Source organism: Bradyrhizobium sp. YCK136, from assembly GCF_044570075.1.
GTDB lineage: Bacteria > Pseudomonadota > Alphaproteobacteria > Rhizobiales > Xanthobacteraceae > Bradyrhizobium > Bradyrhizobium diazoefficiens.
Genome location: NZ_CP172424.1, coordinates 752995 through 779420 on the forward strand (window position 1 = coordinate 752995; position 26426 = coordinate 779420).

Sequence of the window (26426 nt, forward strand, 5' to 3'; positions counted from 1 at the left end):
GACATGACTGTACGCAACGCTTACTCCACCCGACGCTACTGAACCGGCCGCGACCCGCGAGGTCTCAGCACAGGATTCACCATAAGGCGGGATGGTAAATGAGCGGTTGAGGTCACCTCTCCCCGCTTGCGGGGAGAGGTCGGATCGCCTCGGCGATGCGAAGCATCGTCCGGTGCGATCCGGGTGAGGGGGACAGGTCCCGCGGCCATCTCACCCGTGGAGGGTGGCCCCTCACCCCAACCGTCAGCGCGAGCGAAGCTCGTCGCGGCCCCGTAAGAACGGGGCGAGGGGGAAGAGCCGTCACGCCTTCAAGAATTCCGACGCCTTGTAGAGCGAGCGGAACGGCAGGCCGGCCGCACCGAACGTGTCGGTGGCGCCTTCCTCGCGGTCGACCATGGTCAGCACCAGCACCACCTCGGCGCCGGTCTCACGCACGGATTCCACCGCCTTCATCGCCGAGCCACCTGTCGTGGTGACGTCCTCGACGATCACGACGCGCTTGCCCTGGAGCGTCTCGCCCCTGGGCAGGCCTTCGATCGCGAGCTTGGCGCCGTGCTCCTTCGGCTTCTTGCGCACGAAGAACGCCGCGATCGGGTGGCCCTTGATCCAGGAGATCTGCGCCAGCGCGCCGGCGAGCGGCACCGCGCCCATCTCAAGCCCGCCGATGAAATCGAGATTGTCGTCCTTCAGCGCCTCATAGGTCAGCTCGGCGAGCAGCGTCGCGCCCTCCGGGTCGAGCATGGTCGGCTTGAGGTTGAAGTAGAAATCGCTCTTGCGGCCCGACGCGAGCGTCACCTCGCCGCGGCCGAAGGAGCGCCGGCGGATGATTTCGAACAGGCGGGCGCGGGAGGCTGATTTCGACACGGCGGTCCCTCGGGAGCGTTTTTGGAAGTGGCGGAATTTATCCGCGACGGCCGCGACATTCCAGAGGGGACAGGTCCAGTCAACAGGGATCGGCCGACGATCGGCCATCCCGGACCGCCGGTTGTGGGGTCGCAACCTTCTGGAGTAGGTGAGGGCTCATGCCTTTTGGGGAAGGAAACGACGCATGACCATCGAGCTGCACACCTGGAATACGCCGAACGGCCGCAAGATCTCGGTTGCGCTGGAGGAAATGGGGCTGCCCTACAAGGTGATCCCGGTGAACATCACCAAGGGCGAGCAGATGGCCCCGGAGTTCCTGAAGCTCTCCCCCAACAACAAGATCCCTGCGATCGTCGACCCCGAGGGGCCGGACGGCAAGCCCGTCAGCATCTTCGAATCCGGTGCGATCCTGCTCTACCTGGGCGAAAAGACCGGCAAATTCCTGCCGAAATCGCTCGCGGGTCGTATCCCGGTCTACGAATGGCTGATGTGGCAGATGGGCGGCTTCGGCCCGATGCCCGGCCAGGTGCATCATTTCATCGCGCTCGAGAACGAGCAGGACCGCGCCTACGGCCTGAAGCGCTTCATGGCCGAAACCCGCCGGCTCTACGCCGTGCTCGACCGCCGGCTGGCGGACCGCGACTTCGTCGCCGGCGACCTCTCGGTTGCCGATTTTGCCATCCTGGGCTGGGCCTGGCGCCATCCACGCCACAAGGTTGAGCTGGCCGACTTCCCCAACGTCAAGCGCTGGTACGAGGCCCTGATGGCGCGGCCTGCGGTGAAGCGGGGCATGGACGCGAAGCTGGATTGAGCTTTCTTCTCCCTCTCCCCGTTCTTACGGGGCCGCGACGAGCTTCGCTCGCGCTGGGAGGGTTGGGGTGAGGGGCTTCTCTCCACACGCGAGATCGGCGTGAGACCTGTACCCCCTCACCCGGATTGCTTCGCAATCCGACCTCTCCCCGCAAGCGGGGAGAGGTTAAGAGCCAATCACACCTTCCGCGCTTCCACCGCCATCCTGACCGCAAGCCCGGCCAGCACCGTGCCCATCAGCCAGCGCTGCACCAGCATCCAGCTCGGCCGGTTCGCCAGGAACAGCGCGATCGATCCGGCCGCGAGCGCGATCATCGCATTCACGCTGACGCTGATCGCGATCTGGATCGCGCCCAGCACCACCGACTGCGTCAGCACGCTGCCGGCTGCGGGATCGATGAACTGCGGCAGCAGCGCCAGATACAGCATCGCGATCTTCGGGTTGAGCAGATTGGTGACGAAGCCCATCGCGAACAATTTGCGCGGACTGTCGATCGCAAGCTGCTTCACCTGGAACGGCGAGCGCCCGCCCGGCTTCACCGCCTGCCAGGCCAGCCACAGCAGATAGCCGGCACCGGCAAAGCGCAGCGCGTCATAGGCAAAGGGAACGGCGAGCAGCAGCGCCGTGATGCCGAACGCCGCGCACAGCATGTAGAACACGAAGCCGAGCGCCACGCCGCCGAGCGAGACGATGCCCGCCGCCGGCCCCTGCGTGATCGAGCGCGAGATCAGGTAGATCATGTTCGGTCCCGGCGTGAGCACGAGGCCGAGGCAGACGAGAGCGAAGCCGAGCAGCGCGGAAGTGTGGGGCATGGGAGAACCGGTGCAGGAGACGGCACGGTTCTAATATGCGCCGCGCCGCCGGGCCATCGCGCAATTGCTCGGAGGACAATTCGATACAGTGCGTGTCTCTCTGGCGTCGTCCCGGCGAAGGCCGGGACCCATACCCCCAGGGAGAAGTGTGGTGCGGGATCGTAGTGGGCAATCTTCGCCCAACTCGATCCTGTGGTTATGGGTCCCGGCCTTCGCCGGGACGACACCGTGTTTGTGGCGTCAGCGAAGCGCAAGTGAGCCGAGGTGAAGAGCCGTCAATGCGCCTCGTCCCAATTCTTCGCCGCGCGTGCATCGACATGCAGCGGCACTGACAGCAGCACGGCCGGGAACGGCGCGTCCTGCATGACGTGCTGCACGACCGGCAGCGTCGCCTCGACCTCGGCGTCCGGCACCTCGAAGATCAATTCGTCATGCACCTGGAGCAGCATCTGCGCCGAGAGTTTCTTCTCGGCGAGTGCGTCCTCCACCCGCGTCATGGCACGGCGGATGATGTCGGCTGCGGTGCCCTGAAGACGCGCGTTGATCGCGGCGCGCTCGTTGAAGGCGCGCACCGAGGCGTTGGACGCCTTGATGTCGGGGTAATGGCACTTGCGGCCGAACAGCGTCGTGACATAGCCGTGGCTCCGGCAGAAGTCGCGCGTCTCGTCCATATAGGCGCGGATGCCGGGGAAGCGCTCGAAGTACTTCTTGATGTAGGCCGACGCCTCCTCGCGCGCGATGCCGAGCTGGTTGGCGAGGCCGAACGCCGAGATGCCGTAGATGATGCCGAAATTAATTGCTTTGGCACGGCGGCGGATTTCGCTCGGCATGCCCTTGATCGGCACGCCGAACATTTCCGACGCGGTCATGGCGTGAATGTCGAGCCCGTCGCGGAACGCCTGCTTCAGCACGGGGATGTCGGCGATCTCGGCCAGCAGCCGCAATTCGATCTGCGAATAGTCGGCGGAGACGAGCTTGTGCCCGGGCGTCGCGATGAAAGCGCGGCGAATCTTGCGGCCGTCCTCGGTGCGCACCGGGATGTTCTGCAAGTTCGGCTCGTTCGACGACAGCCGGCCCGTCGTGGTCGCGGCCAGCGCGTAGGTCGTGTGCACGCGATGGGTCTGCGGATTGACGTATTCAGGCAGCGCGTCGGTGTAGGTCGATTTGAGTTTCGAGACCTGGCGCCACTCCAGAATTTTCTTCGGAAGGTCGTGGCCCTGCTCGGCGAGCTCGTCGAGCACCTGCGCGGTGGTCGACCATGCGCCGGTCTTGGTCTTGGTGCCGCCCGGCAGGCTCATCTTGCCGAACAGGATGTCGCCGATCTGCTTGGGGCTGCCGACATTGACCGGCTCGCCCGCGATCTCCTGGATCTCGGCTTCGACGCGGGCCGCGGTCTGGGCGAAGTCGCCGGAGAGACGCGACAGCACCTGGCGATCGATCGAGATGCCGCGCCGCTCCATGCGCGCGAGCACCGCGACCAGCGGCCGCTCCAATGTCTCATAGACCGTCGTCATGTGCTCGGCGACGAGTCGCGGCTTCAGCACGCGCCAGACCCGCAAGGCCATGTCGGCGCCTTCGGCCGACAGCGGCGCGGCCTTGTCGATCGGCACCTGGTCGAAGGTGATCTTGCCCTTGCCGCTGCCGAGCAGCTCGCCCTCCTTCAGCATGGCGTGGCCGAACCAGCGCTCGGCGAGCGATTCCAGTCCGTGCGAGCCGCGGCCGGCGTCGAGCACATAAGAGATCAGCTGCGCGTCGTCGGTGTTGCGCAGGGTGATGCCGTGCTGCGCCAGCATGACGGCGGTGAATTTGACGTCGAAGCCGATCTTGAGGATGCCCGATGATTCCAGCACCGGCCGCAACGCGTCGATCGCGTCGGCATGCTTGACCTGATCGGGCGCGAGGCCCGCATCGAACAGGCCGGCGCCGCCGCCGGACTGCTTGTGCGCCAGCGGCACGTAACACGCATCGTTCGGCGCGAGCGCCAGCGCGATGCCACAGAGATCGGCCTGCATCGGATCGATCGAGTTCGCCCTGATCTCGATCGCGACATGGCCGGCATCGTGAATGCGCGCGATGAAGGCGTTCAATTCGGCGAGCGTCTTGATCGCCTGGTACTTGCCGCGGTCGACCGGAAGCTTGCGCAGCGCCTCTTCGCGCGCGGCGGCGAGCGAGATCGGCGCGCCCTCGATGCTGGCCGACTTGCCGCCTTTGTCGCCGCCCGTTGCCGTAACCGCAGGAGCGGCGAAGAGATCGCCGGACGTCGCGGACGAGGTCGTCCTGGCCGCGCTGTCGCCGCCGCGGGCCTCGCTGCTGTTCGCCACATCGGCATCGACATTGGCGGGATCGATCTGCGAATAGTCGGCGACGCGGCGCGTCAGCGTGGAGAACTCCATCGCCTTCAGGAAGGCGATCAGCTTGCGCGCGTCGGGCTCGTGGACGGCGAGGTCGTCGAGCGGCACCTCCAGCTCGACCTTGTCGTCGAGCAGCACCAGCTTGCGCGAGATCCGCGCCTTTTCGGCATTCTCGATCAGCGCCTCGCGCCGCTTCGGCTGCTTGATTTCGGTCGCGCGGAACAGGAGCTGCTCGAGGTCGCCATATTCGACGATCAGCTGCGCCGCGGTCTTGATGCCGATGCCGGGGACGCCCGGCACGTTGTCGGTGGAATCGCCGGCGAGCGCCTGCACCTCGACCACCTTCTCCGGCGGAACGCCAAATTTCTCGATCACCTCGGGAATGCCGATCCGGCGATCCTTCATGGTGTCGTACATCGTGATCCTGTCGTTCACGAGCTGCATCAGATCCTTGTCGGAGGACACGATGGTCGTGGTGGCGCCGCGGTCGCTGGCCTCCCGCGCATAGGTCGCGATCAGATCGTCGGCCTCGAAGCCGCCTTGTTCCAGGCAGGGCAGGTCGAAGGCGCGCACGGCCTCGCGGATCAGCGCGAATTGCGGGATCAGATCGTCGGGCGCCGGCGGCCGGTGCGCCTTGTACTCGGGGTAGATCTTGTTGCGGAAGGTGACCTCCGACTTGTCGAACACGATGGCCAGATGCGTCGGCCGGTTGTCGGCTGGCATGTCGCGCAAAAGCTTCCACAGCATGTTGCAGAAGCCGAGCACGGCATTGACCTGAAGACCGTCGGATTTGCGGTTCAGCGGCGGCAGCGCGTGATAGGCGCGGAAGATGTAGGAGGAACCGTCGACCAGGAAGACATGGTCGCCCTTGCCGGCCGCCTTCGCCGCCACCGGTTTGGCAGCAGCTGTGGCAGCAGCGGATTTGCTGTCGGCGGCCGTCTTGGGCGCGGCAGCCTTGGTGTCAGCTTTGGCGGTGGTCTTCGGGGATGTCTTGGGCATGGCCGCAATGTATGAATTTTTGCGGGCTTTGACAGCCTTGGGAGGGGGATTTTTGGGCTGACGGCGCGACTATCCCCCGCTGTCATTCCTCGCATCCCCACTGTCATTCCCCGCGAAGGCTGGGAATCCAGTACGCCGCGGCTTCTCGGCTCAATCACTGGCGTCCCGGCGTACTGGGTCGTCCGGTCGAGCCGGGCGACGACACCGAGAGTGCAGCTACTCCGCCGCCTGCAACCGCACGCCCGCCTTCTTCGGCGCGATCCAGAACGCATCCGGCCGTTCGAACAGGAAGTCGGCACCGAGCCGCAGGGCGGCCTGCCAGATCGCGAGCGATCCAAGCACGCCGGCGATGGTGACGATCAGCGACACCGTGCCGATATCAGGAATGACGCCGGTGCGCAGCAGCAGCGTGCGCGTTGCCGCCATCGGCAGGAAGAAGGCGAGATAGATCACGATCGAGTGCTCGCCGCAGAAGCGGAAGAAGTTCAGCCACCGCACGCGCGCGAGCAGCGTGCCCATGGTGATGATGGCGCAGGCCCCTGCAAAGCCGAGCAGGAGTGAGACGACCTTCCATTCGCTGGCCCCATGCGCGACGAGGCCGGCATTGATCAGCGCCCAGGTCGCGAGCGCCGCGAGTGCAGGCCCAGGATGGCTGCGCGCGCGATCCGACAGCGCGAACACGTACGGCGCGAACAGATAGCCCGAATAGAAATAGACGAAGCGCGCGCAGAACTCGTCGATCGCGGTCCAGCCGGTCGCGATGCGCGCCGTCTCCAGCGCCGCGGCGATCAGCCAGATCGCGAGCGGTGGGACGCGCCGTGTCAGCTTTGTGATGACGAAGAAGACCGGCAGCAGGTAGATGAACCAGAGCGTGCCGAACGGCTCGATGAAGGATTCGAGATACAAGAGGCCGACCTCGCGCCAGCTCGTCTCCGCCGCGAAGGCGGGCGCCTTGAAGCCGAACTGGATTGTCACCCAGACGACATAGAAATAGGCGAAATGCACCACCTTGCGGTCGAGATAGGTTCGCCAGTCGCGATCGATCACCAATGACAGGAACAGGCCCGAAATCAGGAAGAAATCCGGCATCCGGAACGGCTTTGCGAAGGCCACGGCGACATGCATGAAACCGGTCTCGCCCGCGGCGAGCTCGACCCCCAGCACCGAATGCATCATCACGACCATGACGATGCAGATGCCCTTGGCATAGTCGACCCAGTCGACACGTGCGGCAGAAGGGGCGTTAACGCCCCCGTTCCCAGGGATTGTGCCTGATGGTGCCATGGTGTCCCGTTTCGAGGCGTGTTCCACCCGGCTCTGTGCGGGCGTGATGCAGTGTGGGGCCTTGCGGCTTACGACTTCTTTACCGGTTCAATTCGCGTGCCGGTTTTTGCTCGCAGACTGTTCCCTTCCATCGGGAAAATGCTAAACCGCCCCGCATTGGGGTTTCGTTAACCAAGCCAAGACAGGGTTTCTCATGCGAATCGCGATGATCGGAACGGGCTATGTGGGACTGGTGTCCGGAGCCTGCTTTGCGGATTTCGGTCACGACGTCACCTGCGTCGACAAGGACGAGAAGAAGATCGCGGCACTCCATCGCGGCGAGATCCCGATCTACGAGCCCGGGCTCGACGAGCTGGTCGCGACCAACGTCAAGGCCAAGCGGCTCGACTTCACCACCGACCTGTCGAAGCCGGTCGCGGACGCCGATGCCGTCTTCATCGCGGTCGGCACGCCGTCGCGCCGCGGTGACGGCCACGCCGATCTGTCCTACGTCTACGCCGCCGCGAAAGAGATCGCGCAGTCGCTGTCGGGCTTCACCGTCGTGGTGACCAAGTCGACCGTGCCGGTCGGCACCGGCGACGAGGTCGAGCGCATCATCCGCGAAACCAATCCCAACGCCGACGTCGTCGTCGCCTCCAACCCCGAATTCCTGCGCGAGGGCGCGGCGATCCGCGACTTCAAGTTCCCGGACCGCGTCGTGGTCGGCACCTCCGACGAGCGCGCCCGCAAGGTGATGGGCGACATCTATCGCCCGCTGTCGCTGAACCAGGCGCCGCTGATGTTCACGGCGCGTCGCACAGCCGAGATGATCAAATACGCCGCCAACGCGTTCCTCGCGACCAAGATCACCTTCATCAACGAGATCGCGGACCTTTCCGAGAAGGTCGGTGCCAACGTGCAGGAGGTCGCGCGCGGCATTGGCCTGGACAACCGCATCGGCACCAAGTTCCTGCATGCAGGTCCCGGCTTCGGCGGCTCGTGCTTCCCGAAGGACACCAAGGCGCTGATCAAGATCGCGCAGGACTACGACGTGTCCTTGCGCATCGTCGAATCCGTGCTGGCCGTCAACGAGAACCGCAAGCGCGCGATGGCGCGCAAGGTCAGCCAGGCGCTCGGCGGCTCGCTGCGCGGCAAGACCATCGCCGTGCTCGGCCTCACCTTCAAGCCCGACACCGACGATATGCGCGATGCGCCGTCGATCCCGCTGGTGACCGGCCTGATCGACATGGGCGCCAAGGTGAAGGCCTTCGATCCCGTCGGCATGGAGCAGGCCAAGAGTGAGCTGCCCAGCATCACCTATTGCGAGGACGCCTATTCCTGTGCGCAAGGCGCCGATGCGCTGGTTGTCGTCACCGAATGGGTGCAGTTCCGCGGCCTCGATCTCGACCGGCTGAAGAGCGTCATGGCGCAGCCCGTCGTCGTCGACCTCCGCAACATCTACAGCCCCGAAGACATGCGCGCCGCCGGCTTCACCTACGAGAGCGTCGGCCGTCCGTCGGCGCAGGGCTGATAGCGACACACGATTGTCATACCCCGCGAAGGCGGGGTATCCAGTAACCCCGATCTTCGTGATGATTGGGACCTGAGTTTACTGGATCACCCGCCTTCGCGGGTGATGACGGACCGAGACCTTTGCCCCGCAGCTTCGACACGCCCCTCCCGATCGATGCCGTGCTCGACGATTTGTCGCGCACGCTCGAGGCACACAATGCGGCCGTGCTGGTGGCCCCGCCCGGCGCCGGCAAGACCACGCGCGTGCCTCTGGCGCTGCTCGATGCGCCCTGGGCCAAGGGCAAGAAGATCATCGTGCTGGAGCCGCGGCGCATCGCGGCGCGCGCCAGCGCCGATCGCATGGCCAAATCGCTCGGCGAGCGGGCAGGTGAGACCGTCGGCTACCGCGTCCGTTTCGGCTCGAAAATATCGCGCGCGACGCGCATCGAGGTCGTGACCGAAGGCATCTTCACCCGCCAGATCATGGACGATCCCGAGCTCTCCGGCGTTGCCGCCGTCCTGTTCGACGAATTTCACGAGCGTTCGCTCGACGCCGACATGGGCCTTGCGCTGGCGCGTGACGCGCAAACCGGCCTGCGCGAGGATCTGCGCATTCTCGTGATGTCGGCAACGCTCGACGGCGCCCGCGTCGCAAAGCTGCTCGGTGAGGCGCCCGTCGTCGAAAGCGAGGGCCGCGCCTTTCCGGTCGAGACGCGCTATCTCGGCCGCAAGGCGGACGCGCCGATCGAGCGGCAGATGGCGGATGCGATCGCCTCGGCGTTGCGCGCCGATGGCGGTTCGGTGCTGGCGTTCCTGCCCGGCGCCGCTGAAATCCGCCGCACCCAGAATTTTCTCGGCGAGCGCGTCCAGGACGCCAGTATCGAGATCGTGCCACTGTTCGGCGCGCTCGATGCCGCCGTGCAGGATCGCGCCATTGCGCCCGCGCCGAAGGGCACGCGCAAGGTGGTGCTGGCGACCTCGATCGCGGAGACCTCGCTCACCATCGAAGGCGTCCGCATCGTGGTCGATTCCGGTCTTGCCCGCGTGCCGCGCTACGAGCCTGATATCGGCCTGACCCGGCTCGAGACCGTGCGCGCTTCGCGCGCCGCGGTTGACCAGCGCCGCGGCCGCGCCGGCCGCACCGAGCCGGGCGTCTGCTACCGGCTCTGGGACGAGCCGCAGACGGCGTCGCTCGCGCCCTACACCCAGCCCGAAATCCTCAGCGCCGATCTGTCCTCGCTGGTGCTCGATCTGGCGCAATGGGGCGTCACTGACCCCGCCGCGCTGTCGTTCCTCGACCCGCCGCCGCAGCCGGCCTGGAAGGAAGCCAAGAGCCTTCTCAGCGAGCTCAATGCGCTGGATGGCGACGGCCGCATCACCGCGGAGGGCAAGAGCCTGCGCGCGCTGGCATTGCCGCCGCGGCTGGCGCGCATGATCGTGGATTCGCATCGCGCCGGCGCGGGCGGAGACGCCGCCGAGATCGCGGCGATCCTCACCGAGCGCGGGCTCGGCGGCGACAGCGCCGATCTCGAGCACCGGCGCGACCAGTTCCGCCGCGACCGCTCACCGCGCGCATCGAGTGCGCGCGACCTTGCCCGGCGCTGGGCCTCGCAGGTCGCGGCGTCAGAGAAGGAGGGGCCGCAGGAAGATCTCTCGACCGGCCTGATGCTCGCCTACGCCTTCCCGGACCGCGTCGCGCGCAATCGCGGTAACGGCAGTTTCGTGCTCGCCAACGGTCGCGGCGCCGCCGTCGAGCAGACCTCGTCGCTCGCCCGCGCGCCCTATATCGCGATCGGCGAAATGACGGGCACGGCGGCGAGCGGCCGCATCCTGCTCGCCGCGCAAATCACCGAGGGCGACATCGAGCGGCATTTCGCCGAGCATATCGAGACCGTTGACGAGATCTCGTTCGATCGCGGCGCGATGGCGCTGCGTGCACGGCGCAAGCGCGCGCTGCATGCGATCACGCTCTCTGAAGCTACGCTGGCTGTGTCGCCGTCGGAGGAGACCGCGCGCATCTTCGCGGATGGTCTGATCGCCGCGGGCCTCGACCGGTTGCCCTGGTCGAAGGCGGCCAAGCAATGGCGCGACCGCGTGATGTTCCTGCGCAAGGCCGAAGGCGACAGCTGGCCTGACCTGTCCGACGACGGTCTGATCGCGCGGCGCGACGACTGGCTGGTGCCCGCGCTCTACGACAAGATAGCGCTCAAGGATATCTCCGCCGGCGATCTCTCCGATGCGCTGATGGCGCTGTTGCCGTGGGAGATGCGCGCACGGCTCGACCGCGAGGCGCCGACGCATTTCGAGGCGCCGACCGGGACCGTGCTCGCGATCGACTACGAGGCCGAGCAGGGGCCGACCATCGCAGTGCGGCTCCAGGAGTTGTTTGGCCTCAACACCCATCCGTCGATCGCGGCCGGCAAGGTGCCGCTGGTGCTGGAATTGCTGTCGCCGGCGCAGCGCCCGGTGCAGGTGACGCGCGATCTCCCCGGTTTCTGGCGCGGCAGCTACGCCGCGGTACGCTCCGACCTGCGCGGCCGCTACCCGCGCCATCCCTGGCCGGAAGATCCGGCGAATGCATTGCCGACCCGGCGGGTCAAACCGCGCGGCACCTGAGAAATCACGAACCCGTATTAACCGTCCGCTCATCCTTTTCGTCAAAATGGCACTGGCCCGGCCGCGGCGTCGCTCGCGGACGGTCGTGTCGCGTGGTGAAATCGAGCTTTCCGGCTCGGAAGTGGTGTGATGCGTAACATAATGATCCTCGCGGCCATCATGATCGGCCTCGGCACCTTCATGGCGCAGATGGCGGACAGGATGAGCTCCGCTTCCGCCACGTCAGCGCCGCGCCCGACGGTCGCGGTCGCAACCACGGCGCCGGTCGGTGGCCGCAGCCTCGCCATTGGCCGCGACGGCCGTGGCCATTTCCAGACCGAGGGCCGGATCGAGGGCCAGCGCATCGGCTTCATGGTCGACACCGGCGCCTCCGTCGTTGCGCTGAACGAGACCTCGGCCGCCCGCTTCGGCCTGCGTCCCTCGCGCGGCGAGTACAACGCCACCGTCTCCACCGCCAACGGCACCATCAAGGCCGCGCGCACCCGCATCGCCATGCTGTAGGTCGGCGGCCTCGTCGTGCGCGACGTCGACGCCATGGTGTTGCCGGACGAGGCGCTGTCGGAAAACCTGCTCGGCCTCTCCTTCCTGTCCCGGCTGAAGCGTTTTGAGTACGCCAACGGGCAGATGGTGCTGGAGCAGTAAGAGCCTCCCAAAGGCTCCTGCGACCGTATATTTCAAAAAGCGTCGTTGTTTCGACCGCTCTCGCGGTCAGATTTCCCCCGTTGCTAAACTGCCGCAATTATAAGCCACAAGCTGCCATTCCCGCCTTCCGCTGCGGCCTGGCATTCGCTAAGGCTGCATCAAATCCTGCCCCCCCCTTTTCACGAGACCGTCTCAATGTTTCCCAAGCCGAAATCCGTCTTGTTGCCCAACACCTACGCCTTCGAATCCGAGCCGATGGTGAAACCTACGGGTTTTCGCGAATACGACGCGCGCTGGCTGTTCCAGAAGGAAATCAACCTGATGGGGATCCAGGCGCTCGGCATGGGCCTCGGCGCACTGATCGCGGAACTCGGCGTCAGCCAAGAGATCGTCACCGGCCATGACTTCCGCGGCTATTCGGCCTCGATCAAATATGCGCTGATCTCCGGCCTGATGGCGGCGGGGTGCAAGGTGCACGACATCGGGCTCGCGGTGACGCCGATGGCCTATTTCGCGCAGTTCGATCTCGACGTGCCCTGCTGCGCGATGGTCACGGCCTCGCACAACGACAATGGCTGGACCGGCGTGAAGATGGGCGCCAACCGCCCGCTGACCTTCGGCCCGGACGAGATGACGCGGCTCAAGGAGATCGTGCTCAACGCTGATTTCAAGAACAAGGTCGGCGGCTCCTATCAATTCCACGAGAATTATCCGGCGCGCTACATCGCCGATCTCACCAGCCGTCCAAAACTGACGCGCAAGCTCAAGGTCGTCGCGGCCTGCGGCAACGGCACCGCGGGCGCATTCGCGCCGCAGGTGCTGGAGGCGATCGGCTGCGAGGTGATCCCGCTCGACACCGAGCTCGACCACACGTTCCCGAAATACAATCCGAATCCTGAAGACATGGAGATGCTGCACGCGATCCGCGACGCGGTGCTGCATCACAAGGCCGATGTCGGCCTCGGCTTCGACGGCGACGGCGACCGCTGCGGCGTCGTCGACAACACCGGCGAGGAAATCTTCGCCGACAAGGTCGGCGTGATGTTGGCGCGCGACATGTCGGCGATCCACAAGGACGCGCAGTTCATCGTCGACGTGAAATCGACCGGCCTCTTCATCACCGATCCGGTGTTGCAGAAGCAGGGCGCCAAGACCACCTATTGGAAGACCGGCCATTCCTACATGAAGCGCCGCACCCACGAGACGGGTGCGCTCGCCGGCTTCGAGAAGTCGGGCCACTTCTTCTTCAACAAGCCGTATGGACGCGGCTATGACGACGGCCTGGTCTCGGCGATTGCGATCTGCGATATGCTCGACCGCGCCCCCGGCAAGTCGATGGCCGACCTGAAGAACGCGCTGCCAAAAACCTGGTCGTCGCCGACCATGTCGCCGCATTGCGCCGACGAGGTCAAATACGGCGTCATCGACGCCGTGGTGAAGCATTTCGAAGGCTTGCAGGCCAAGGGTGCCAAGATCGGCGGCCAGGCGATCCGCGATCTCGTCACCGTCAACGGCGTGCGCGTCACGGTGGAAGACGGCAGCTGGGGCCTGATGCGCGCCTCCTCCAACAAGCCCGAGCTCGTGGTCGTGGTCGAGAGCCCGGTCTCCGAGCAGCGCATGCACGACATGTTCGAGATGGTGAACAGCGTGCTGCGCACGCATCCCGAAGTCGGCGCGTACAATCAGACGATCTGAGAGGGGCCGGTATCACCACATGCACTGCGTCATGCCCCGCGCAGGCGGGGCATCCAGTACGCCGCGGCCTCCCGGTTCAATCGCAGGCGTCTCGGAGTACTGGATCGCCCGGTCAAGCCGGGCGATGACACTTTTCGTGTGGTGAGCTCTAAGCCGCCACCACCGCCGGAATCGGCAGCGCGGTGACCGACTTGATCTTCTCCATCGCGAAGCGCGAGGTGACGTTCTTCAGCGGCACGGCGCTGATCAGCTTCTTGTAGAACACGTCATAGGCCTGCATGTCCGCGACCACGACGCGCAGCATGTAGTCGACGTCGCCGGCCATCCGGTAGAACTCCATCACCTCGGGCATGGCGCTGACGGCTTCGGCGAACTTCTTGAGCCAGGCGTCGGAATGATCGGAGCTCTCGACCGAGACGAACACGGAGATGCCGAGCCCGATCTTGTTCTGGTCGACGAGGGCGACCCGTTTCAGGATCACCCCGTCGGCCTCCAGCCGCTGGATGCGTTTCCAGCAGGGGGTCGAGGACAGGCCGACACGATCGCCGATCTCGGCGACGGACAGGGAGGCATCCTCCTGGAGTACCATCAGGATCTTGCGGTCGATGGCGTCGAGGCGGCGGCTGGTCTCGGGGATCTGGACGGCGAGGTCAGTCATTTGAAGAACTTTGTTTCATTATAGGGGGCGATTTCCCTGATATAGAGAAAATCTTTCCACGACAAGCCTATAATCTTGGCGACCCGCCCGGCGCCCCCGCTGGCGGTCCGTCTAAAAGCCTTTCAACTTCAACGCGTTGCGGGGCAGCCAGGCCGCCACCATGGCGGGTACATTTCAGCGCTGCGGCAGCCGCGGCGAATCGCAGCGCCTCCCGTACCACCGCACCCTCGGCCAGGCGAAGCGTGAAGGCGCCATGGAAGACGTCGCCGGCGCCGAGCGTATCGACCGCCTGAACCGGGAAGGCCGGTGTCTCCTCAAGCTCGCCTGCATCGTTCAGCCAGATCGTACCGAGGGGACCGCGTGTGGCGGCGAGGAAGGCCGACGTCAACCTCGCCAGGTGCCGCAATGCTTCGCCGTCGTCGGCGATGCCGGCAGTCTCCTGCACCTGTTCACTGGCGAACAGAAGATGCGAGGCCGCCGTGAGCAGGCCGTCCTGCAAAGACATCGCGCGGTCCACGCCGACGACGGCGGGAATGCCGCGCCGGCGTGCCTCGGCGCAGAGGGAGGTCGCGAACCCTGCACAGCGGCTTTCGACGAGGACCGCCCGACAATCGGCGAGCAGGGCGTCGGCATCGGGCAGCTCCACGCTCCACAGGCCGGGATCGCGATAGATCGTGAGTGTCCGCTCGCCGGAGGGCTCGATCATGATCGCGGAGACGGGCGTCGTCAGGCCTGGCATGCGCACGATATGGCCGATGTCGATGCCTTCCTGCGCCATCCGTTCGAGAATGAAGCCGCTCGACGTCTCCCGCGCATCGCCCATGGGACCCGCGAGCGAGACGCGGCCGCCAAGCCGTGCCATCGCGATCGCGGCATTGAGCGCGTTGCCGCCGCAGATCTCGGCAAGATGTGTGGCATTCGCCTTGCTGCCGTGCGCGGGCACGGCCTCCACGCGAAAGGTCAGGTCGCGCACGGGAATGCCGATGCAGAGAATGCGCGGCGCGATCCCGGCCATCACCGGCCTCAGCTCAAGCGCCGCTCTTGTCGTGCACCCAGCGGCCGAGCAGATGATGGGCGATGGCGAAGGGATGCGGGCCGGCGAGCCCGTCGGGATGCGTCCGCGTCAGCATCAGTGCCGCCTCCTCGCGCGTGAACCAGCGCGCATCCTCCAGCTCGGAATGATCGACGACAATGTCCTCGTTCAGCGCCCGCGCGCTGCAGCCGATCATCAGCGACGACGGGTAGGGCCACGGCTGCGTCATGTAATACTGCACGTCGGTGCAGCGGATCCCGGATTCTTCGAGGATCTCCCGGCGCACCGCGTCCTCGATGGTCTCGGCGGCCTCGACGAAGCCGGCGAGGCAGGAAAACATGCCCGGCGGAAACTGCTTCTGGCGGCCGAGCAGGCATTTTTCTCCGGAGGCGACCAGCATGATCACGACCGGATCGGTGCGCGGAAAATGCTCGGCCTTGCAGGCAGGGCAATCGCGCTTCCAGCCGCCTTCCTTCATCGCGCTGCGCGTGCCGCAATTGGCGCAATAGCCGTGGCGCTGGTGCCAGCTCACCATCGACTTCGCCATCGCGATCGCCGAAAGCTCGTCGGGGGGAATCGCGCCCTGCATGGCCATGCCGCGCAGCTCGGTGAGGCTGTAGTCCTCGCGGCCGACCAGCTTCTCGGCGGCGGCCTGCGACAGGCCCATGCCGAACACAGCGGCGCCGTCGCGTAAGCCTAAGAAGATCGTGCCGGGATTGGCGCCGCATTTCAGCGCCTCGTCGATTCCCAGCAGCGCGCGCACGTTTTCGCCTTCGCGCTTCACCAACAGCGAGTCGCGGTGGACGACATAGGCGCGCGAGGACGGCTTCTGCTCCAGCGCGAACAGCTTTTCGTCGTCGCGGCGCAGATGCGCGGCGCGGTCGAGGATGTTGGTGACGAAGGCCGGCTGTCCCAGCGGAAATGCGTCGAATGCTGACATTTCTTGTTCTTTCAACCCAACCAGATTTTTCGGCGAAGCGCGCTGATGAAATTCTGCACCTCTGTGGCGTCATGCGCCAAGGGCTGCATCACGCCCCAGACCGGCCGCGGCCAGGCGGCGTCACCGGTGCGGCGGGCGATGATGTGGACGTGAAGCTGCGGCACGAGGTTGCCGAGCGCCGCGATATTGAGCTTGTCGCATTTGGTGATCTCCTTCAGCGCGCGCGAGACGCGGGAGATCTCGGTCATCAGCTGCGCCTGCTGCACTTCGTCGAGATCGATGATCTCGACCGCATCGGGGCGCCGCGGCACCAGCAACAGCCAGGGATAATTGGCGTCCTTGATGACCAGCACCATCGACAGCGGCAGGTCGCCGATGTCGATGGTGTCCTCTTTCAGGCGGGAGTGCAGCGACCAGGCGGGTTCGGACATGAAGGTTTTCCGGATGGCCCGGTGGGACGGGCTTGTTGGGTTCGACCATACGATACCGATTCCGATAGGGGAAGGATCGGGGCTCCGCCGGTACCGCATACACGGTCGTCGCCCCGGACAAGCGCAGCGAAGCGGAGCGCTGATCCGGGGCCCATAACCACAGGGAGAGATTTGGCGAAGACTCGCAGTTGCCAGCCCCCGCCACCACCTCTTCCTGTGGTTATGGATTCCGGGCTCGCGCTTTGCGCGCCCCGGAATGACAGAAACTACGCCTCCGCGAGCACCTGCGCATTGGCGCGGACCGAGGCTTCGCTCACGCGGATGCCGAGACCGGGGCCGTCGGGCACGACCACGTGACCCGCGCGGTTGGCGACGCGCTCTTCCAGCACGTCCTCGGTGAGCACATGATGCGGCATGTAGAATTCGCAGCCGAGCGAGATGCCCGGCGTGGCCGCAATCAGCTGCGTACCTGCGGCAAGGCCGATGCCGCCCTCCCACAGCGTGCCGCCATAGCCGGGCAGGCCGGCGATGTCGGCGATCGCCATGATCGCCTGGGCCTCGAACAGGCCGCCGGCCTTCATCAGCTTGATCGAGACGGCGTCGGCCGCCTCGCGTCGCACCACCTCCATCATGTCGCGGCGGTCGAAGCAGCTTTCGTCGGCGAGCACGGGCGTTTCCAGCGCCGCGGTGAGCTGCGCCATCACGTCGAGATATTTGCGCGGCACCGGCTGCTCGATGAAGGTCGGCGCAAACTCCTCGACATCGCGCAGGATCTAGATGGCGCCGAACGGCGCCAGCGCCTGGTTGTAGTCGACGCGGAGGTCGACCTTGTCGCCGAATTCCTTCCGGATTGCCTCGAGATGATCGAGATCCTCGCGATGCGGTTTCACGCCGGTCTTGACCTTGTAGATGACATTGCCGTCCGGAACCATTCTTCGCATGCGCTCGAGATCGGCGGGAAAGTCCGGATCGGCAATCGAGAAGGAGAGCGGGATGGTGTCGCGCACGCGGCCGCCGAGCAGGTCGGCGACCGACAGCCCCGACGACTTGCCGACGATGTCGAGCAGCGCCATCTCGATTCCGACCTTGGCCTCGGCATGTCCGACCAGCGCGCGGTCGAGCTCGGCCATCAGCGCCCGGATGCGGCGCACCGGCTTGCCGAGCACGATCGGCCGCAGATAGATGTCGAGCGCGGAGAAGGCTGCTTCCGGCGTTCCTGTAAAGACCTCCCACGGCGCTGCCTCGCCCCAGCCGATCACGCCGTCGCTTGACGTGAGCTCGATCAGCACGCGCTTCACCGTGCCCTTGACGTTGCCGACGCCCTGCAGGCGCGCCATCTTGATCGGGCTTTCGATCAGGAACAGCCTGATGCGTTCGACGGTTGCTTCGGTCATGTCAGGCCTCCATTGACGTGCCAGACCTGGCCGGTGACGTAGGATGCTTTGGGGGACGCCAGGAAGGCGATGATTTCGGCCACTTCCTCCGGCCGCCCGCGGCGGCGCATCGGAATCAGCGCTTCGGTCGCAGCGATCTGCTCGGGCGACAGCCGGCTCTCGCTCGGCTTGTCCTTGACGATGAGGCCCGGTGAGACGGCGTTGACGGTGATGCCGTCTTTCGCGAGCTCAACCGCAGTGAGCCGCACCAGCGCTTCAAGCGCGGAGCGGCTGGCGGCCGTTGCCGCGAACGGCGCAAACTCGGGGCGGATCGCGTGGGCCACGAAGGACGACACCGCGACGATCCGTGCGTCGCGGCCGGCGCGCAGCAGCGGCAGCGCGGCGTCGACCAGGCGCGTGAAGGCCAGCGCGGATTCGTCCATCGCCTGGCGGAATTGATCCGCCGGCGTGCCGATCGCGCTGCCGCGGCGGGCATGGCCGCCCACGAGGATCCACCCATCGAGTCGGCCGAAGGCGGTTTGCGCAGCGGCGACGGCGTCGGTGGCGGCGGCCTCCCCGGCGAGGTCGCCGAGGCATTTTGCGACCACAGCGCCTTGCGCTTCGGCTTCCGCCGCAGCGGACATCGAGGCCGGCCGCATTGGAGCGCGTGTGCAGCAGCAGCGCGGTGCCGGGCGCCGCGAGCAGTCTTGCGGTGGCGCGGCCGATGCCGCTGGCGGCACCGGTGACGAGATAGACGCGATTGATATCGGACATCAGGATGTTGCGTTGGCCGGCGGCAGCGCGCCGGTGCGGTGGAAATGGCTGAGGAAGGCACGCGTCGCGGCTTCCTGGGGATTGTCGATCACCTGTCGCGCTGGGCCTTCCTCGACGACGACACCGTCGCGCATGAAGATGAGGCGGTCGGCGACCTCGCGGGCAAAGGCGATCTCATGGGTCACGATCACCATGGTCATGCCCTCCGAGGCCAGCCGCTGCATGACGGCGAGCACCTCGCCGACGAGCTCGGGATCGAGCGCCGAGGTGGCCTCGTCGAACAGCATCACGTCCGGCTCCATCGCCAGCGCCCGCGCGATCGCGACGCGCTGCTTCTGTCCGCCCGAGAGCGTCGCCGGATACTGGTCCGCCTTCTCGGCAAGGCCGACCTTTGCGAGCTGCGCACGCGCGAGCTTCTCGGCGTCGGCCCTGGCCATGCGGCGCACCGTGACCGGTCCCTCCATCACGTTCTGGAGCGTGGTCATGTGCGGGAAAAGGTTGAAGTGCTGGAACACCATGCCGGTGGTGGCGCGGAATCTTGCAAGTGTCTTCACGTCGGGCAGCTTTGCGCCCTCGCCGAACTGGAAGCGTGTATCGCCGACGCGAACGCTGCCGCCATCAGGCGTCACCAGAAGATTGACGCAGCGGAGCAGCGTCGACTTGCCCGAGCCCGACGGGCCGATCAGCGCCACGACGCCGCCCTTGGCGACGTCGAGGCTGATGTTCTTCAGGACCTCGTTGCTGCCGAAGCTCTTGCGTAAGGCGCGGATCTCGATCTTCGAAGTGTCGCTCATTCGCCGACCGCCAGTCGCTTCTCGCCGCGCCGGACGATGATGGTGAGCGGAATCAGGATCGCGGCATAGGCGACCGCGACCGCCGTGTAGGTTTCCAGCGGCCGGTAGCTGTCATGGGCCGCGACCTGGCTCTGATAGACGAGGTCAGGCACCGCCAGCACTGAGACCAGCGAGGTGTTCTTGAACTGGATGATCGACTGGTTCATCAGCGCCGGGATCATGCGCTTGATCGCCTGCGGCAGCACGATGCGCCGCATCGCCTGGCCAGGGGTCATGCCGAGCGCGGCACCCGCTTCGGACTGGCCCTTGTCGATCGAGACGATGCCGCCGCGGATGATCTCCGAATAGAACGAGCCGCCATAGAGCGAGAGTGCCAGCGCGGAGGCCGTGATCGGCGTCATCTCGACGCCGGCGAGGATCGGCAGCGCGTAATAGAACCAGATCAGCTGCACCAGGATCGGCGTGCAGCGGAACGCCTCGATGAAGGTGAGGGCGACGAGGCGCACCGCCTTGAAGCGCGACAGGCTGCCGAACGCGCCGAACAGGCCGAACACCAGTCCGAGCACCACGATGACCACGGTGAAGCCGACGGTGACGCCGAGCCCGTTGAGAAAGAGCCAGCGATAGCTCCAGAGAATGCCGAAGTCCCAGTGATACATGCGTGCGTTTACTCGTCGCGGGTGCCGTTTGCACCGTCATTCCGGGGCGCGACGAAGTCGCGAACCCGGAATCCAGAGATTGCAGTGCGAGATTCCGGGTTCGATGCTTCGCATCGCCCCGGAATGACAGTGGGAGCTTACAACGAAACGCCCGGCGGAATGTCCGCCTCGGTCACGCCCACCAGCTCCATGTTGGTGATGATCGCATTGCGGATGAAGCCGAGGCCCTTGTTGAAGTCGATCCAGGTGTTGACGTAGTCGCGCCAGGTCTTGTCGGTCTCGCGGCGGAAGCCGGCGTTCGACGTGGTGGCGAAGATCGGCGTCGGCAGCACTGGCCGAGCGAGGGATTCTTTTTCAGCACGGTCAGCGACAGCATGGTGATCAGGCACTGCGCGTCGACGCGGCCGGTCTGGAGCGCGGCGGTGGCGTCATCGGCGGTCTTCAGCCGCGAGATCTGCGCCTTCGGTATCAGGCGGCTGACGACCTGGTCGTGCGAGGAGCCCTGGTCGACCGCGATCTTGACGTCGGGCGAGTTCAGCTCGGCCCAGGTCTTCGGCTTGAAGTCCTTCTTGCACAGGATGCCGAAGGCGTTGTTGAAGACCGGCACCGAGAAATCGACCACCAGCGCGCGCTTCGGGGTCGGGTTGAGGCCGAAGAAGATGTCGATCTTGTTGGACTGCAGGTCCAGCACCGAATTGCCCCAGGCGGTCTCGGTGATCTCGAGCTCGGCTTCCATGTCGTCGGCGAGCGCCTTGGCGATGTCGACGTAAAAGCCCTTCCACTGGCCGCTGGCGAGGTCCTTCATGTAATAGGGCGCGCCGCCGCCGACCGCGCCGATCCGCATCTTCTTGGTGCGGCGGATGCGGGCGAAGGTCGATTCGTTCGGATCGGCGGCCTGGGCCACGGCCGAGGACGCCAGTGCGCCCGCGGCCATCGCGCCAACGGCGCCAAGTCCGACAATCGATGCAACATCACGACGTGTAACCATTGGGATCAATCGCTTTTCTGGTTGGATGGGGTTCCGGCAAGGTTCTAGCAAGGTGGTCTCATCAGCGAAAGCACAGCCTGTCGGCTGGGCAGACCGGGAATTGCCCGGATGCTGGGCAAACTCAACCGGTTCAAGCTGATACCCGCTTGCTTTCCCGACCTTTTGGCCCCAAATAGGGACCGGGAGATTGGCGGTGGACGAGCCACTCGCCAACCGGGTCAGGTCCGGAAGGAAGCAGCCCTAACGAGGTCCGGATCGGGTCGCTCGTCAGTCTCCTACCTGTTTTTCCGAGCGAATTGCGCCGGCGGCCCTGCCGCCAGCGCGCTCCTTTCCGCAAGAGCCGGCCGAGAGAGATTTCATTGCGGATCGACCGATGACCGACGCCGGCGCCCCCCCTAACTCCGATAGCGCCAGCCAGGCTGGCAACGCGCCTTACCGGGTGCTGGCGCGCAAATACCGCCCCTCCTCGTTCGACGACCTGATCGGCCAGGAGGCCGTGGTCCGCACCGTCTCCAATGCATTCGAGACCGGGCGCATCCCGCAGGCCTGGATCCTCACCGGCGTCCGCGGCGTCGGCAAGACCACCACCGCGCGAATTCTTGCCCGTGCGCTCAACTACGAGATGCCGGACGGCTCGGTGAAGGGTCCGACCATCCACATGCCGACCTTGGGCGTGCATTGCCAGGCGATCATGGAAAGCCGGCACATGGACGTGCTGGAGATGGACGCGGCCTCGCATACCGGCGTCGACGACGTCCGCCAGATCAATGACAGCGTGCGCTACGCGCCGGCCAGCGCCCGCTACAAGGTCTACATCATCGACGAAGTCCACATGCTGTCGACGGCGGCGTTCAACGCCTTCCTGAAAACGCTGGAGGAACCGCCGGAGCACGCCAAGTTCGTGTTCGCGACGACGGAGATCCGCAAGGTTCCGGTCACCGTGCTGTCGCGCTGCCAGCGTTTCGACCTGCGCCGGGTCGAGGCCGACGTGCTGATGAAGCACCTCGCCAGCATCGCGGCGAAGGAAAGCGTCGAGATCGAGCCCGAGGCGCTCGGCATCATCGCGCGTGCCGCGGAAGGCTCCGTGCGTGATTCGCTGTCGCTGCTCGACCAGGCGATCGCGCATGCGGCAGGCACGGTGAAAGCCGATGCGGTCAGGCAGATGCTGGGCCTCGCCGACCGTACGCGTGTGATCGACCTGTTCGATTCGCTGGCGCGTGGCGATATCGCCGCCGCCTTCAAGGAGTTCCGCGACCAGTACGACGTCGGCGCCGATCCGATCGTCGTGCTCTCGGACCTCGCCGAGTTCGTCAATTTCGTCACCCGCGTGAAAATCGTGCCGGCGACCGCCGACAACGTCGCCTATGGCGAGACCGAGCGGGTGCGCGCGCGGGATTTCGCCTCGAAAATCTCGATGCGCGTGCTGTCGCGGATGTGGCAGATGCTGCTCAAGGGCATCACCGAGGTGCAGGCCGCGACGCGCCCCGCCGCCGCCGCCGAGATGGTGCTGGTGCGCATCGCCTATGTCGCCGACCTGCCGACGCCGGACGAGGCGATCCGGATGCTGGAGCAGAACGGCGGCGGCTCGCCGGTCGTGAGCGGCGGCAGTGCGGCGCGTAGCGCGCCGGCCGCGCCGGTTGCGTCTGCTGCGCCTGTCGCCTCGGCCGCGCCCATGCGCGCGCCGACCTCATCGCCGTCATCGTTCGGCGGCGGTGCTGCCCGGCCGCAGATGGCGGCGCCCGCGCCGGATCCGCAAGCCGCGGCACCCCAGCTGCGCATCACGAGCTTCACCCAGCTCGTCGCGCTTGCCGGCCAGAAGCGCGACATCATGACCAAGGCCGCGCTCGAAGCCGACATGCGCCTCGTCCGTTTCGAGGAGGGCCGGCTGGAAGTCGCGCTCGAGCCCAATGCCTCCAGGACCATGATCACCGAGCTCGCGCGAAAGTTCGAACTCTGGACCGGCCGGCGCTGGACCGTGATCGTCTCCAACGAGCAGGGCCAGCCGACGCTGCGTTCGGTGAACCAGGCCGCCAAGCAGGAGCATGCGCGTACCGCGGAGGCGGATCCGCGCGTGCAGGAGGTGCTGTCGCGCTTCCCCGGATCGAAGGTCGTCGAGGTTCGCAGGCTTGCCCCCGAGACGCCGGAATCCAATATTAACGCCGACTATGGCAGTGACGATCCGCCCGACGGTTCCGATACCGACGACGATCTCTGAGCCTATCTTTCCAAGGACACGGGACTATGGCTGACTTTCTCGGCATGATGAAGCAGGCGGCGCAGCTGCAATCCAAGATGCAGGAGATGCAGGACGCGCTCGGCAATGTGGAGGTCGAAGGCATCTCCGGCGGCGGCCTCGTCGTGGTGCGTATGACCGCGAAGATGGACGTCAAGGGCGTGAAGATCGATCCCTCGCTGATGAAGGCGGAAGAGCGCGAGGTGCTCGAGGACCTGCTCGTGACCGCGCTCGGCGATGCCCGCCGCAAGGCGGAGGCCGCCGTGCAGGAGAAGATGCAGTCGCTCACCGGCGGGCTCGGCCTGCCGCCGGGGCTGTTCGGCCAGTAACATGGGCGCGGTTGCAGGTCCCGAAATCGAGCGGCTGGTGCAGCTTCTCGCACGGCTGCCGGGCCTCGGTCCGCGCTCCGCGCGGCGCGCCGCGCTGCATCTGATCAAGAAGCGCGAGGCGCTGATGATGCCGCTGTCCTCGGCCCTCCAGGTCGCGCTCGACAAGGTCCAGGTCTGCAAGACCTGCGGCAACATCGACACGCAAAACCCCTGCACCGTCTGCACCGATCCGAAGCGCGATCCCGCGATCATCGTGGTCGTCGCCGATGTCGCCGACCTCTGGGCGCTGGAGCGGGCCAATGCGACTCAAGGGCGCTATCATGTGCTGGGTGCGACATTGTCGCCGCTCGACGGCGTCGGCCCGCAGGATCTCACCATCGACGCGCTGGTCGCGCGCGCACATGCTGCCGAGGTCCACGAAGTCATCCTGGCGCTGAACGCGACGGTCGACGGCCAGACCACGGCGCACTACATCACCGACCTGCTTCAGGACGCCAACGTAAAAGTAACCCGGCTCGCCCATGGTGTGCCGGTCGGCGGCGAGCTTGATTATCTCGATGAAGGTACGCTATCGGCCGCGATGCGGCAGCGGACCCTGTTCTAGCTATCCTACAGACCCCACGGAACGGACGACATGACGAAACTTTTCGCCACTCGATTGGCTTTGGCCGCGACGATGCTGCTGCTGGTGACGCCGGCCATCTCCGCGCAGCAGGACGACGCGGCGCCGCCGGCGCCCAAGCCCGGCAAGCCGATCAACACCGGCGACGTGCTCTCCGGCGAATTGAACGCAATGAAGGTGCGCGACGTCAAGAACGCCGGCAAGCGGATCGCGATGTATCAGATCACCTCCGAGCCGCGCCGCCTGCCGGCGCCGAACGGGCTCTGCAATCTCGAGACGGGCCCCGAGACCTTCCAGCTCGTCACCTCCAGCGACGCGCAGGCCACGCAGCTGAAATCGTTCGTCGGCAAGGAGATCTCGGTCAAGGTCGACGAGGTCGCTTGCGCCAGCGATCCCGGCCAGATGAGCGAAGCCGTGGTCACGAAGTGGAGCATCATCAAGAAGCAGTAGGGGGTGATTCGCGACGCCTTCTCCACAACTCCGGTGTCATCGCCCGCGAAGGCGGGCGATCCAGTACCCCGCGGCTTCTCGGTCAATCACAACTGTCTCTGGAATACTGGATGCCCCGCCTTCGCGGGGCATGACAGCAGTGGTGGTCACACCCTTACCGGCCCCAGCTCTTCGAAATGCCCGCGCTTCTGCAGCCATGTCAGCAGGACCAGGCTCGGGATCGCCACCAGCACGCAGATCACGAAGAACAGCGGCCAGCCGGTCGCCTTGGCGACATAGCCGGCCACCGACGAGAGATAGGTGCGTCCCACCGCGGCGAGCGCGGTGAGCAGCGCGTATTGCGTCGCCGTGTGCAGCGGATTCTGGCACAGCGCGGAGAGATAGGCGACGAAGATCACGGTGCCGATGGCGCTGGTGAAATTCTCAGCTGTGATGGCGAAGGCGAGCGCCCATTGGCTGGTGCCGACGAAGGCCAGCCAGGAGAAGGAGAGGTTGGCGAGCGCCTGCACCACGCCGCCGATCCATAAGCACGTCGCCAGCGGGTAGCGTCGGGCAAGGAAGCCGCCGGCAAAGCCGCCGATCAGCGTCGCCGCAAGGCCGACGCCCTTCACGATCGCCGCATAGTCGTTGCGGGAGAAGCCGAGGTCGATCACGAACGGCGCCGTCATGGTGCCGGAGAAGGCATCGGTGAACTTGAACAGTACGACGAAGGCAAGCGCGGCGAGCGCGTCCTTGCGCGCCAGGAATTCCGAGAACGCGCCGATCGCCGCGTGCAGCACGCGCGCGAACGCCGTATCGGCCTGCGTTGCGGCTTCCGCCCGCACCGACTGCTCGGGCTCGGTCGCGGCCAGCGCGGTGATTGTGCCGATCAGCACCATCGCCGCCATCACCACATAGCCCCACATCCAGGCCGATGTGCGCGAAATGCCGGTGCTCTCGAAACCGGAGACGATGAACAGAGCGCCCGCGGTCGAGACCAGCATGCCGATGCGATAGGCCGCGACATAGGATGCCATCCCGGCGGCCTGCTCGCTCTCCGGCAGGCTCTCGACGCGGAAGGCGTCGACCACGATGTCCTGCGTCGAGGACGTCGTCGCCACCAGCAACGCGCCGAGCGCGACGTAGAACGGCGAGCGCGCGGGATCGGTCAGCGCCAGCAGCAGGATGGCGATGATCAGCAGCAGCTGCGAGAACAGCAGCCAGCCGCGGCGCCGTCCGAACGCGCGCGTGAACAGCGGCACATGCAGCGCGTCCACCAGCGGCGCCCACAAAAATTTCAGCGTGTAGGGCGTACCGACCAGCGCAAACAGCCCGATGGTCCCGAGATCGACCCCGGCCTCGCGCATCCACACCAGCAGCGTCGAGCCCGACAGCGCCAGCGGCAGGCCGGACGAGAAGCCGAGAAACAGCACGATCAGCACCCGCGGTTGCAGGTACACGGCAAGGCTGTCGCGCCAGGAGGCGGCGGGGGCGTCAGCGCTGGTTTGGACGGTTCCGGTGGTCGCGTCGGGTGCGGTCATGGGGAGGTGTTAGCAGATTCTGGGGGCGGTGCCTCTTCTCCCTCTCCCCGTTCTTAC

General features: G+C 66.0%; 19 protein-coding genes, 1 other RNA gene and 4 pseudogenes. 10 read left to right on the top strand and 14 right to left on the bottom strand.

All coding sequences use genetic code 11. The annotated features are described in order from the left end of the window. Positions 1 to 300: 300 nt before the first annotated feature. Positions 301 to 864: an orotate phosphoribosyltransferase gene (pyrE, locus tag ACFLEY_RS03615; protein ID WP_027547500.1), complete on the bottom strand. Its 564-nt coding sequence runs from the start codon at positions 862 to 864 to the stop codon at positions 301 to 303. Positions 865 to 1048: 184 nt separating this feature from the next. Between pyrE and ACFLEY_RS03620 the strand changes: the two genes are divergently transcribed. Next, positions 1049 to 1675 carry a glutathione S-transferase family protein gene (locus ACFLEY_RS03620; protein ID WP_011090855.1) on the top strand — a complete coding sequence of 209 codons (627 nt, stop codon included), beginning with the start codon at positions 1049 to 1051 and terminating at the stop codon, positions 1673 to 1675. Positions 1676 to 1851: 176 nt separating this feature from the next. Here the strand turns inward: ACFLEY_RS03620 and ACFLEY_RS03625 are convergent, their stop codons facing one another. The 3 genes from ACFLEY_RS03625 to ACFLEY_RS03635 all read right to left on the bottom strand — a co-directional run bounded on the left by ACFLEY_RS03625 (position 1852) and on the right by ACFLEY_RS03635 (position 7121). Further along, entirely contained in the window at positions 1852 to 2487 is a 636-nt protein-coding gene (locus tag ACFLEY_RS03625) for a LysE family translocator (RefSeq protein ID WP_028176044.1), read from the bottom strand. 275 nt (positions 2488 to 2762) lie between these two features. Beyond that, a complete protein-coding gene (polA, locus tag ACFLEY_RS03630; RefSeq protein WP_060910024.1) occupies positions 2763 to 5837 on the bottom strand; it encodes a DNA polymerase I in 3075 nt (1024 codons plus the stop codon). Between the two features lie 216 nt (positions 5838 to 6053). Continuing rightward, positions 6054 to 7121, bottom strand: coding sequence for an acyltransferase family protein (locus ACFLEY_RS03635; RefSeq protein ID WP_060910025.1), 1068 nt, complete (start codon positions 7119 to 7121; stop codon positions 6054 to 6056). A 193-nt stretch (positions 7122 to 7314) separates the two neighbouring features. Between ACFLEY_RS03635 and ACFLEY_RS03640 the strand changes: the two genes are divergently transcribed. The 4 genes and pseudogenes from ACFLEY_RS03640 (at position 7315) to ACFLEY_RS03655 (ending at position 13565) form a co-directional block, all read left to right on the top strand. Beyond that, positions 7315 to 8631 carry a UDP-glucose/GDP-mannose dehydrogenase family protein gene (locus ACFLEY_RS03640; RefSeq protein ID WP_011090851.1) on the top strand — a complete coding sequence of 439 codons (1317 nt, stop codon included), beginning with the start codon at positions 7315 to 7317 and terminating at the stop codon, positions 8629 to 8631. Positions 8632 to 8753: 122 nt separating this feature from the next. Next, the gene (hrpB, locus tag ACFLEY_RS03645) at positions 8754 to 11228 is read left to right on the top strand and encodes an ATP-dependent helicase HrpB (protein WP_211433473.1); all 2475 of its coding nucleotides are present in this window, start codon (positions 8754 to 8756) and stop codon (positions 11226 to 11228) included. A 129-nt stretch (positions 11229 to 11357) separates the two neighbouring features. Beyond that, positions 11358 to 11870 (top strand): annotated as a pseudogene (locus tag ACFLEY_RS03650) (TIGR02281 family clan AA aspartic protease). A 195-nt stretch (positions 11871 to 12065) separates the two neighbouring features. Further along, the gene (locus ACFLEY_RS03655; protein ID WP_060910027.1) at positions 12066 to 13565 is read left to right on the top strand and encodes a phosphomannomutase/phosphoglucomutase; all 1500 of its coding nucleotides are present in this window, start codon (positions 12066 to 12068) and stop codon (positions 13563 to 13565) included. Positions 13566 to 13713: 148 nt separating this feature from the next. Here ACFLEY_RS03655 and ACFLEY_RS03660 read toward each other — a convergent pair whose 3' ends face one another. The 9 genes and pseudogenes from ACFLEY_RS03660 to ACFLEY_RS03700 form a co-directional block, all read right to left on the bottom strand. Beyond that, positions 13714 to 14223 (bottom strand): Lrp/AsnC family transcriptional regulator, encoded by a 510-nt coding sequence (locus tag ACFLEY_RS03660; protein ID WP_011090847.1) that lies wholly within the window; start codon positions 14221 to 14223, stop codon positions 13714 to 13716. Positions 14224 to 14290: 67 nt separating this feature from the next. Beyond that, a complete protein-coding gene (locus tag ACFLEY_RS03665; RefSeq protein ID WP_060910028.1) occupies positions 14291 to 15238 on the bottom strand; it encodes a sugar kinase in 948 nt (315 codons plus the stop codon). 13 nt (positions 15239 to 15251) lie between these two features. Then, entirely contained in the window at positions 15252 to 16196 is a 945-nt protein-coding gene (gene nudC / locus ACFLEY_RS03670; protein WP_011090845.1) for an NAD(+) diphosphatase, read from the bottom strand. 11 nt (positions 16197 to 16207) lie between these two features. Continuing rightward, positions 16208 to 16627 carry an HIT family protein gene (locus ACFLEY_RS03675; RefSeq protein WP_060910029.1) on the bottom strand — a complete coding sequence of 140 codons (420 nt, stop codon included), beginning with the start codon at positions 16625 to 16627 and terminating at the stop codon, positions 16208 to 16210. A gap of 266 nt (positions 16628 to 16893) precedes the next feature. Continuing rightward, positions 16894 to 18021: pseudogene (locus tag ACFLEY_RS03680) on the bottom strand (muconate cycloisomerase family protein). Beyond that, positions 18018 to 18774, bottom strand: a pseudogene (locus ACFLEY_RS03685) (SDR family NAD(P)-dependent oxidoreductase). Before ACFLEY_RS03685 ends, ACFLEY_RS03680 begins: the two co-directional pseudogenes overlap by 4 nt. Further along, positions 18774 to 19568: an amino acid ABC transporter ATP-binding protein gene (locus tag ACFLEY_RS03690; RefSeq protein ID WP_011090841.1), complete on the bottom strand. Its 795-nt coding sequence runs from the start codon at positions 19566 to 19568 to the stop codon at positions 18774 to 18776. The pseudogene ACFLEY_RS03685 and the gene ACFLEY_RS03690 overlap by 1 nt, the downstream one beginning before the upstream one ends. Next, entirely contained in the window at positions 19565 to 20227 is a 663-nt protein-coding gene (locus tag ACFLEY_RS03695) for an amino acid ABC transporter permease (RefSeq protein WP_027547482.1), read from the bottom strand. Before ACFLEY_RS03695 ends, ACFLEY_RS03690 begins: the two co-directional genes overlap by 4 nt. Positions 20228 to 20364: 137 nt before the next feature. Further along, positions 20365 to 21215: pseudogene (locus ACFLEY_RS03700) on the bottom strand (transporter substrate-binding domain-containing protein). A gap of 182 nt (positions 21216 to 21397) precedes the next feature. Between ACFLEY_RS03700 and ffs the strand changes: the two are divergent. The 5 genes from ffs (at position 21398) to ACFLEY_RS03725 (ending at position 24849) form a co-directional block, all read left to right on the top strand. Next, positions 21398 to 21494: signal recognition particle sRNA small type (gene ffs / locus ACFLEY_RS03705), an RNA gene on the top strand. A gap of 94 nt (positions 21495 to 21588) precedes the next feature. Further along, positions 21589 to 23430: a DNA polymerase III subunit gamma/tau gene (locus ACFLEY_RS03710; RefSeq protein WP_211433472.1), complete on the top strand. Its 1842-nt coding sequence runs from the start codon at positions 21589 to 21591 to the stop codon at positions 23428 to 23430. 26 nt (positions 23431 to 23456) lie between these two features. Then, positions 23457 to 23777, top strand: a complete 321-nt coding sequence (locus ACFLEY_RS03715) for a YbaB/EbfC family nucleoid-associated protein (protein WP_011090837.1) — start codon at positions 23457 to 23459, stop codon at positions 23775 to 23777. 1 nt (position 23778) lies between these two features. After that, a complete protein-coding gene (recR, locus tag ACFLEY_RS03720; protein WP_011090836.1) occupies positions 23779 to 24381 on the top strand; it encodes a recombination mediator RecR in 603 nt (200 codons plus the stop codon). A 30-nt stretch (positions 24382 to 24411) separates the two neighbouring features. Continuing rightward, on the top strand, positions 24412 to 24849 hold the full coding sequence (locus tag ACFLEY_RS03725; protein ID WP_060910031.1) for a hypothetical protein: 438 nt from the start codon (positions 24412 to 24414) through the stop codon (positions 24847 to 24849). A 146-nt stretch (positions 24850 to 24995) separates the two neighbouring features. On the opposite strand, the gene ACFLEY_RS03730 is transcribed toward ACFLEY_RS03725, so the two are convergent. After that, positions 24996 to 26369, bottom strand: coding sequence for an AmpG family muropeptide MFS transporter (locus ACFLEY_RS03730; protein ID WP_011090834.1), 1374 nt, complete (start codon positions 26367 to 26369; stop codon positions 24996 to 24998). Between the last annotated feature and the right edge of the window lie 57 nt (positions 26370 to 26426).

Excerpts from the sequence above, each read along its gene's own strand:
- ACFLEY_RS03620 (WP_011090855.1), top strand. The coding sequence starts at position 1,049 with ATGACCATCGAGCTGCACACCTGGAATACGCCGAACGGCCGCAAGATC.
- nudC (WP_011090845.1), bottom strand. The coding sequence starts at position 16,196 with ATGTCAGCATTCGACGCATTTCCGCTGGGACAGCCGGCCTTCGTCACC.
- ACFLEY_RS03730 (WP_011090834.1), bottom strand. The coding sequence starts at position 26,369 with ATGACCGCACCCGACGCGACCACCGGAACCGTCCAAACCAGCGCTGAC.
- recR (WP_011090836.1), top strand. The coding sequence starts at position 23,779 with ATGGGCGCGGTTGCAGGTCCCGAAATCGAGCGGCTGGTGCAGCTTCTC.
- ACFLEY_RS03675 (WP_060910029.1), bottom strand. The coding sequence starts at position 16,627 with ATGTCCGAACCCGCCTGGTCGCTGCACTCCCGCCTGAAAGAGGACACC.
- ACFLEY_RS03625 (WP_028176044.1), bottom strand. The coding sequence starts at position 2,487 with ATGCCCCACACTTCCGCGCTGCTCGGCTTCGCTCTCGTCTGCCTCGGC.
- ACFLEY_RS03715 (WP_011090837.1), top strand. The coding sequence starts at position 23,457 with ATGGCTGACTTTCTCGGCATGATGAAGCAGGCGGCGCAGCTGCAATCC.
- ACFLEY_RS03725 (WP_060910031.1), top strand. The coding sequence starts at position 24,412 with ATGACGAAACTTTTCGCCACTCGATTGGCTTTGGCCGCGACGATGCTG.
- ACFLEY_RS03690 (WP_011090841.1), bottom strand. The coding sequence starts at position 19,568 with ATGAGCGACACTTCGAAGATCGAGATCCGCGCCTTACGCAAGAGCTTC.
- ACFLEY_RS03665 (WP_060910028.1), bottom strand. The coding sequence starts at position 15,238 with ATGGCCGGGATCGCGCCGCGCATTCTCTGCATCGGCATTCCCGTGCGC.
- ACFLEY_RS03655 (WP_060910027.1), top strand. The coding sequence starts at position 12,066 with ATGTTTCCCAAGCCGAAATCCGTCTTGTTGCCCAACACCTACGCCTTC.
- ACFLEY_RS03660 (WP_011090847.1), bottom strand. The coding sequence starts at position 14,223 with ATGACTGACCTCGCCGTCCAGATCCCCGAGACCAGCCGCCGCCTCGAC.
- ACFLEY_RS03710 (WP_211433472.1), top strand. The coding sequence starts at position 21,589 with ATGACCGACGCCGGCGCCCCCCCTAACTCCGATAGCGCCAGCCAGGCT.
- ACFLEY_RS03640 (WP_011090851.1), top strand. The coding sequence starts at position 7,315 with ATGCGAATCGCGATGATCGGAACGGGCTATGTGGGACTGGTGTCCGGA.
- ACFLEY_RS03695 (WP_027547482.1), bottom strand. The coding sequence starts at position 20,227 with ATGTATCACTGGGACTTCGGCATTCTCTGGAGCTATCGCTGGCTCTTT.
- polA (WP_060910024.1), bottom strand. The coding sequence starts at position 5,837 with ATGCCCAAGACATCCCCGAAGACCACCGCCAAAGCTGACACCAAGGCT.
- ACFLEY_RS03635 (WP_060910025.1), bottom strand. The coding sequence starts at position 7,121 with ATGGCACCATCAGGCACAATCCCTGGGAACGGGGGCGTTAACGCCCCT.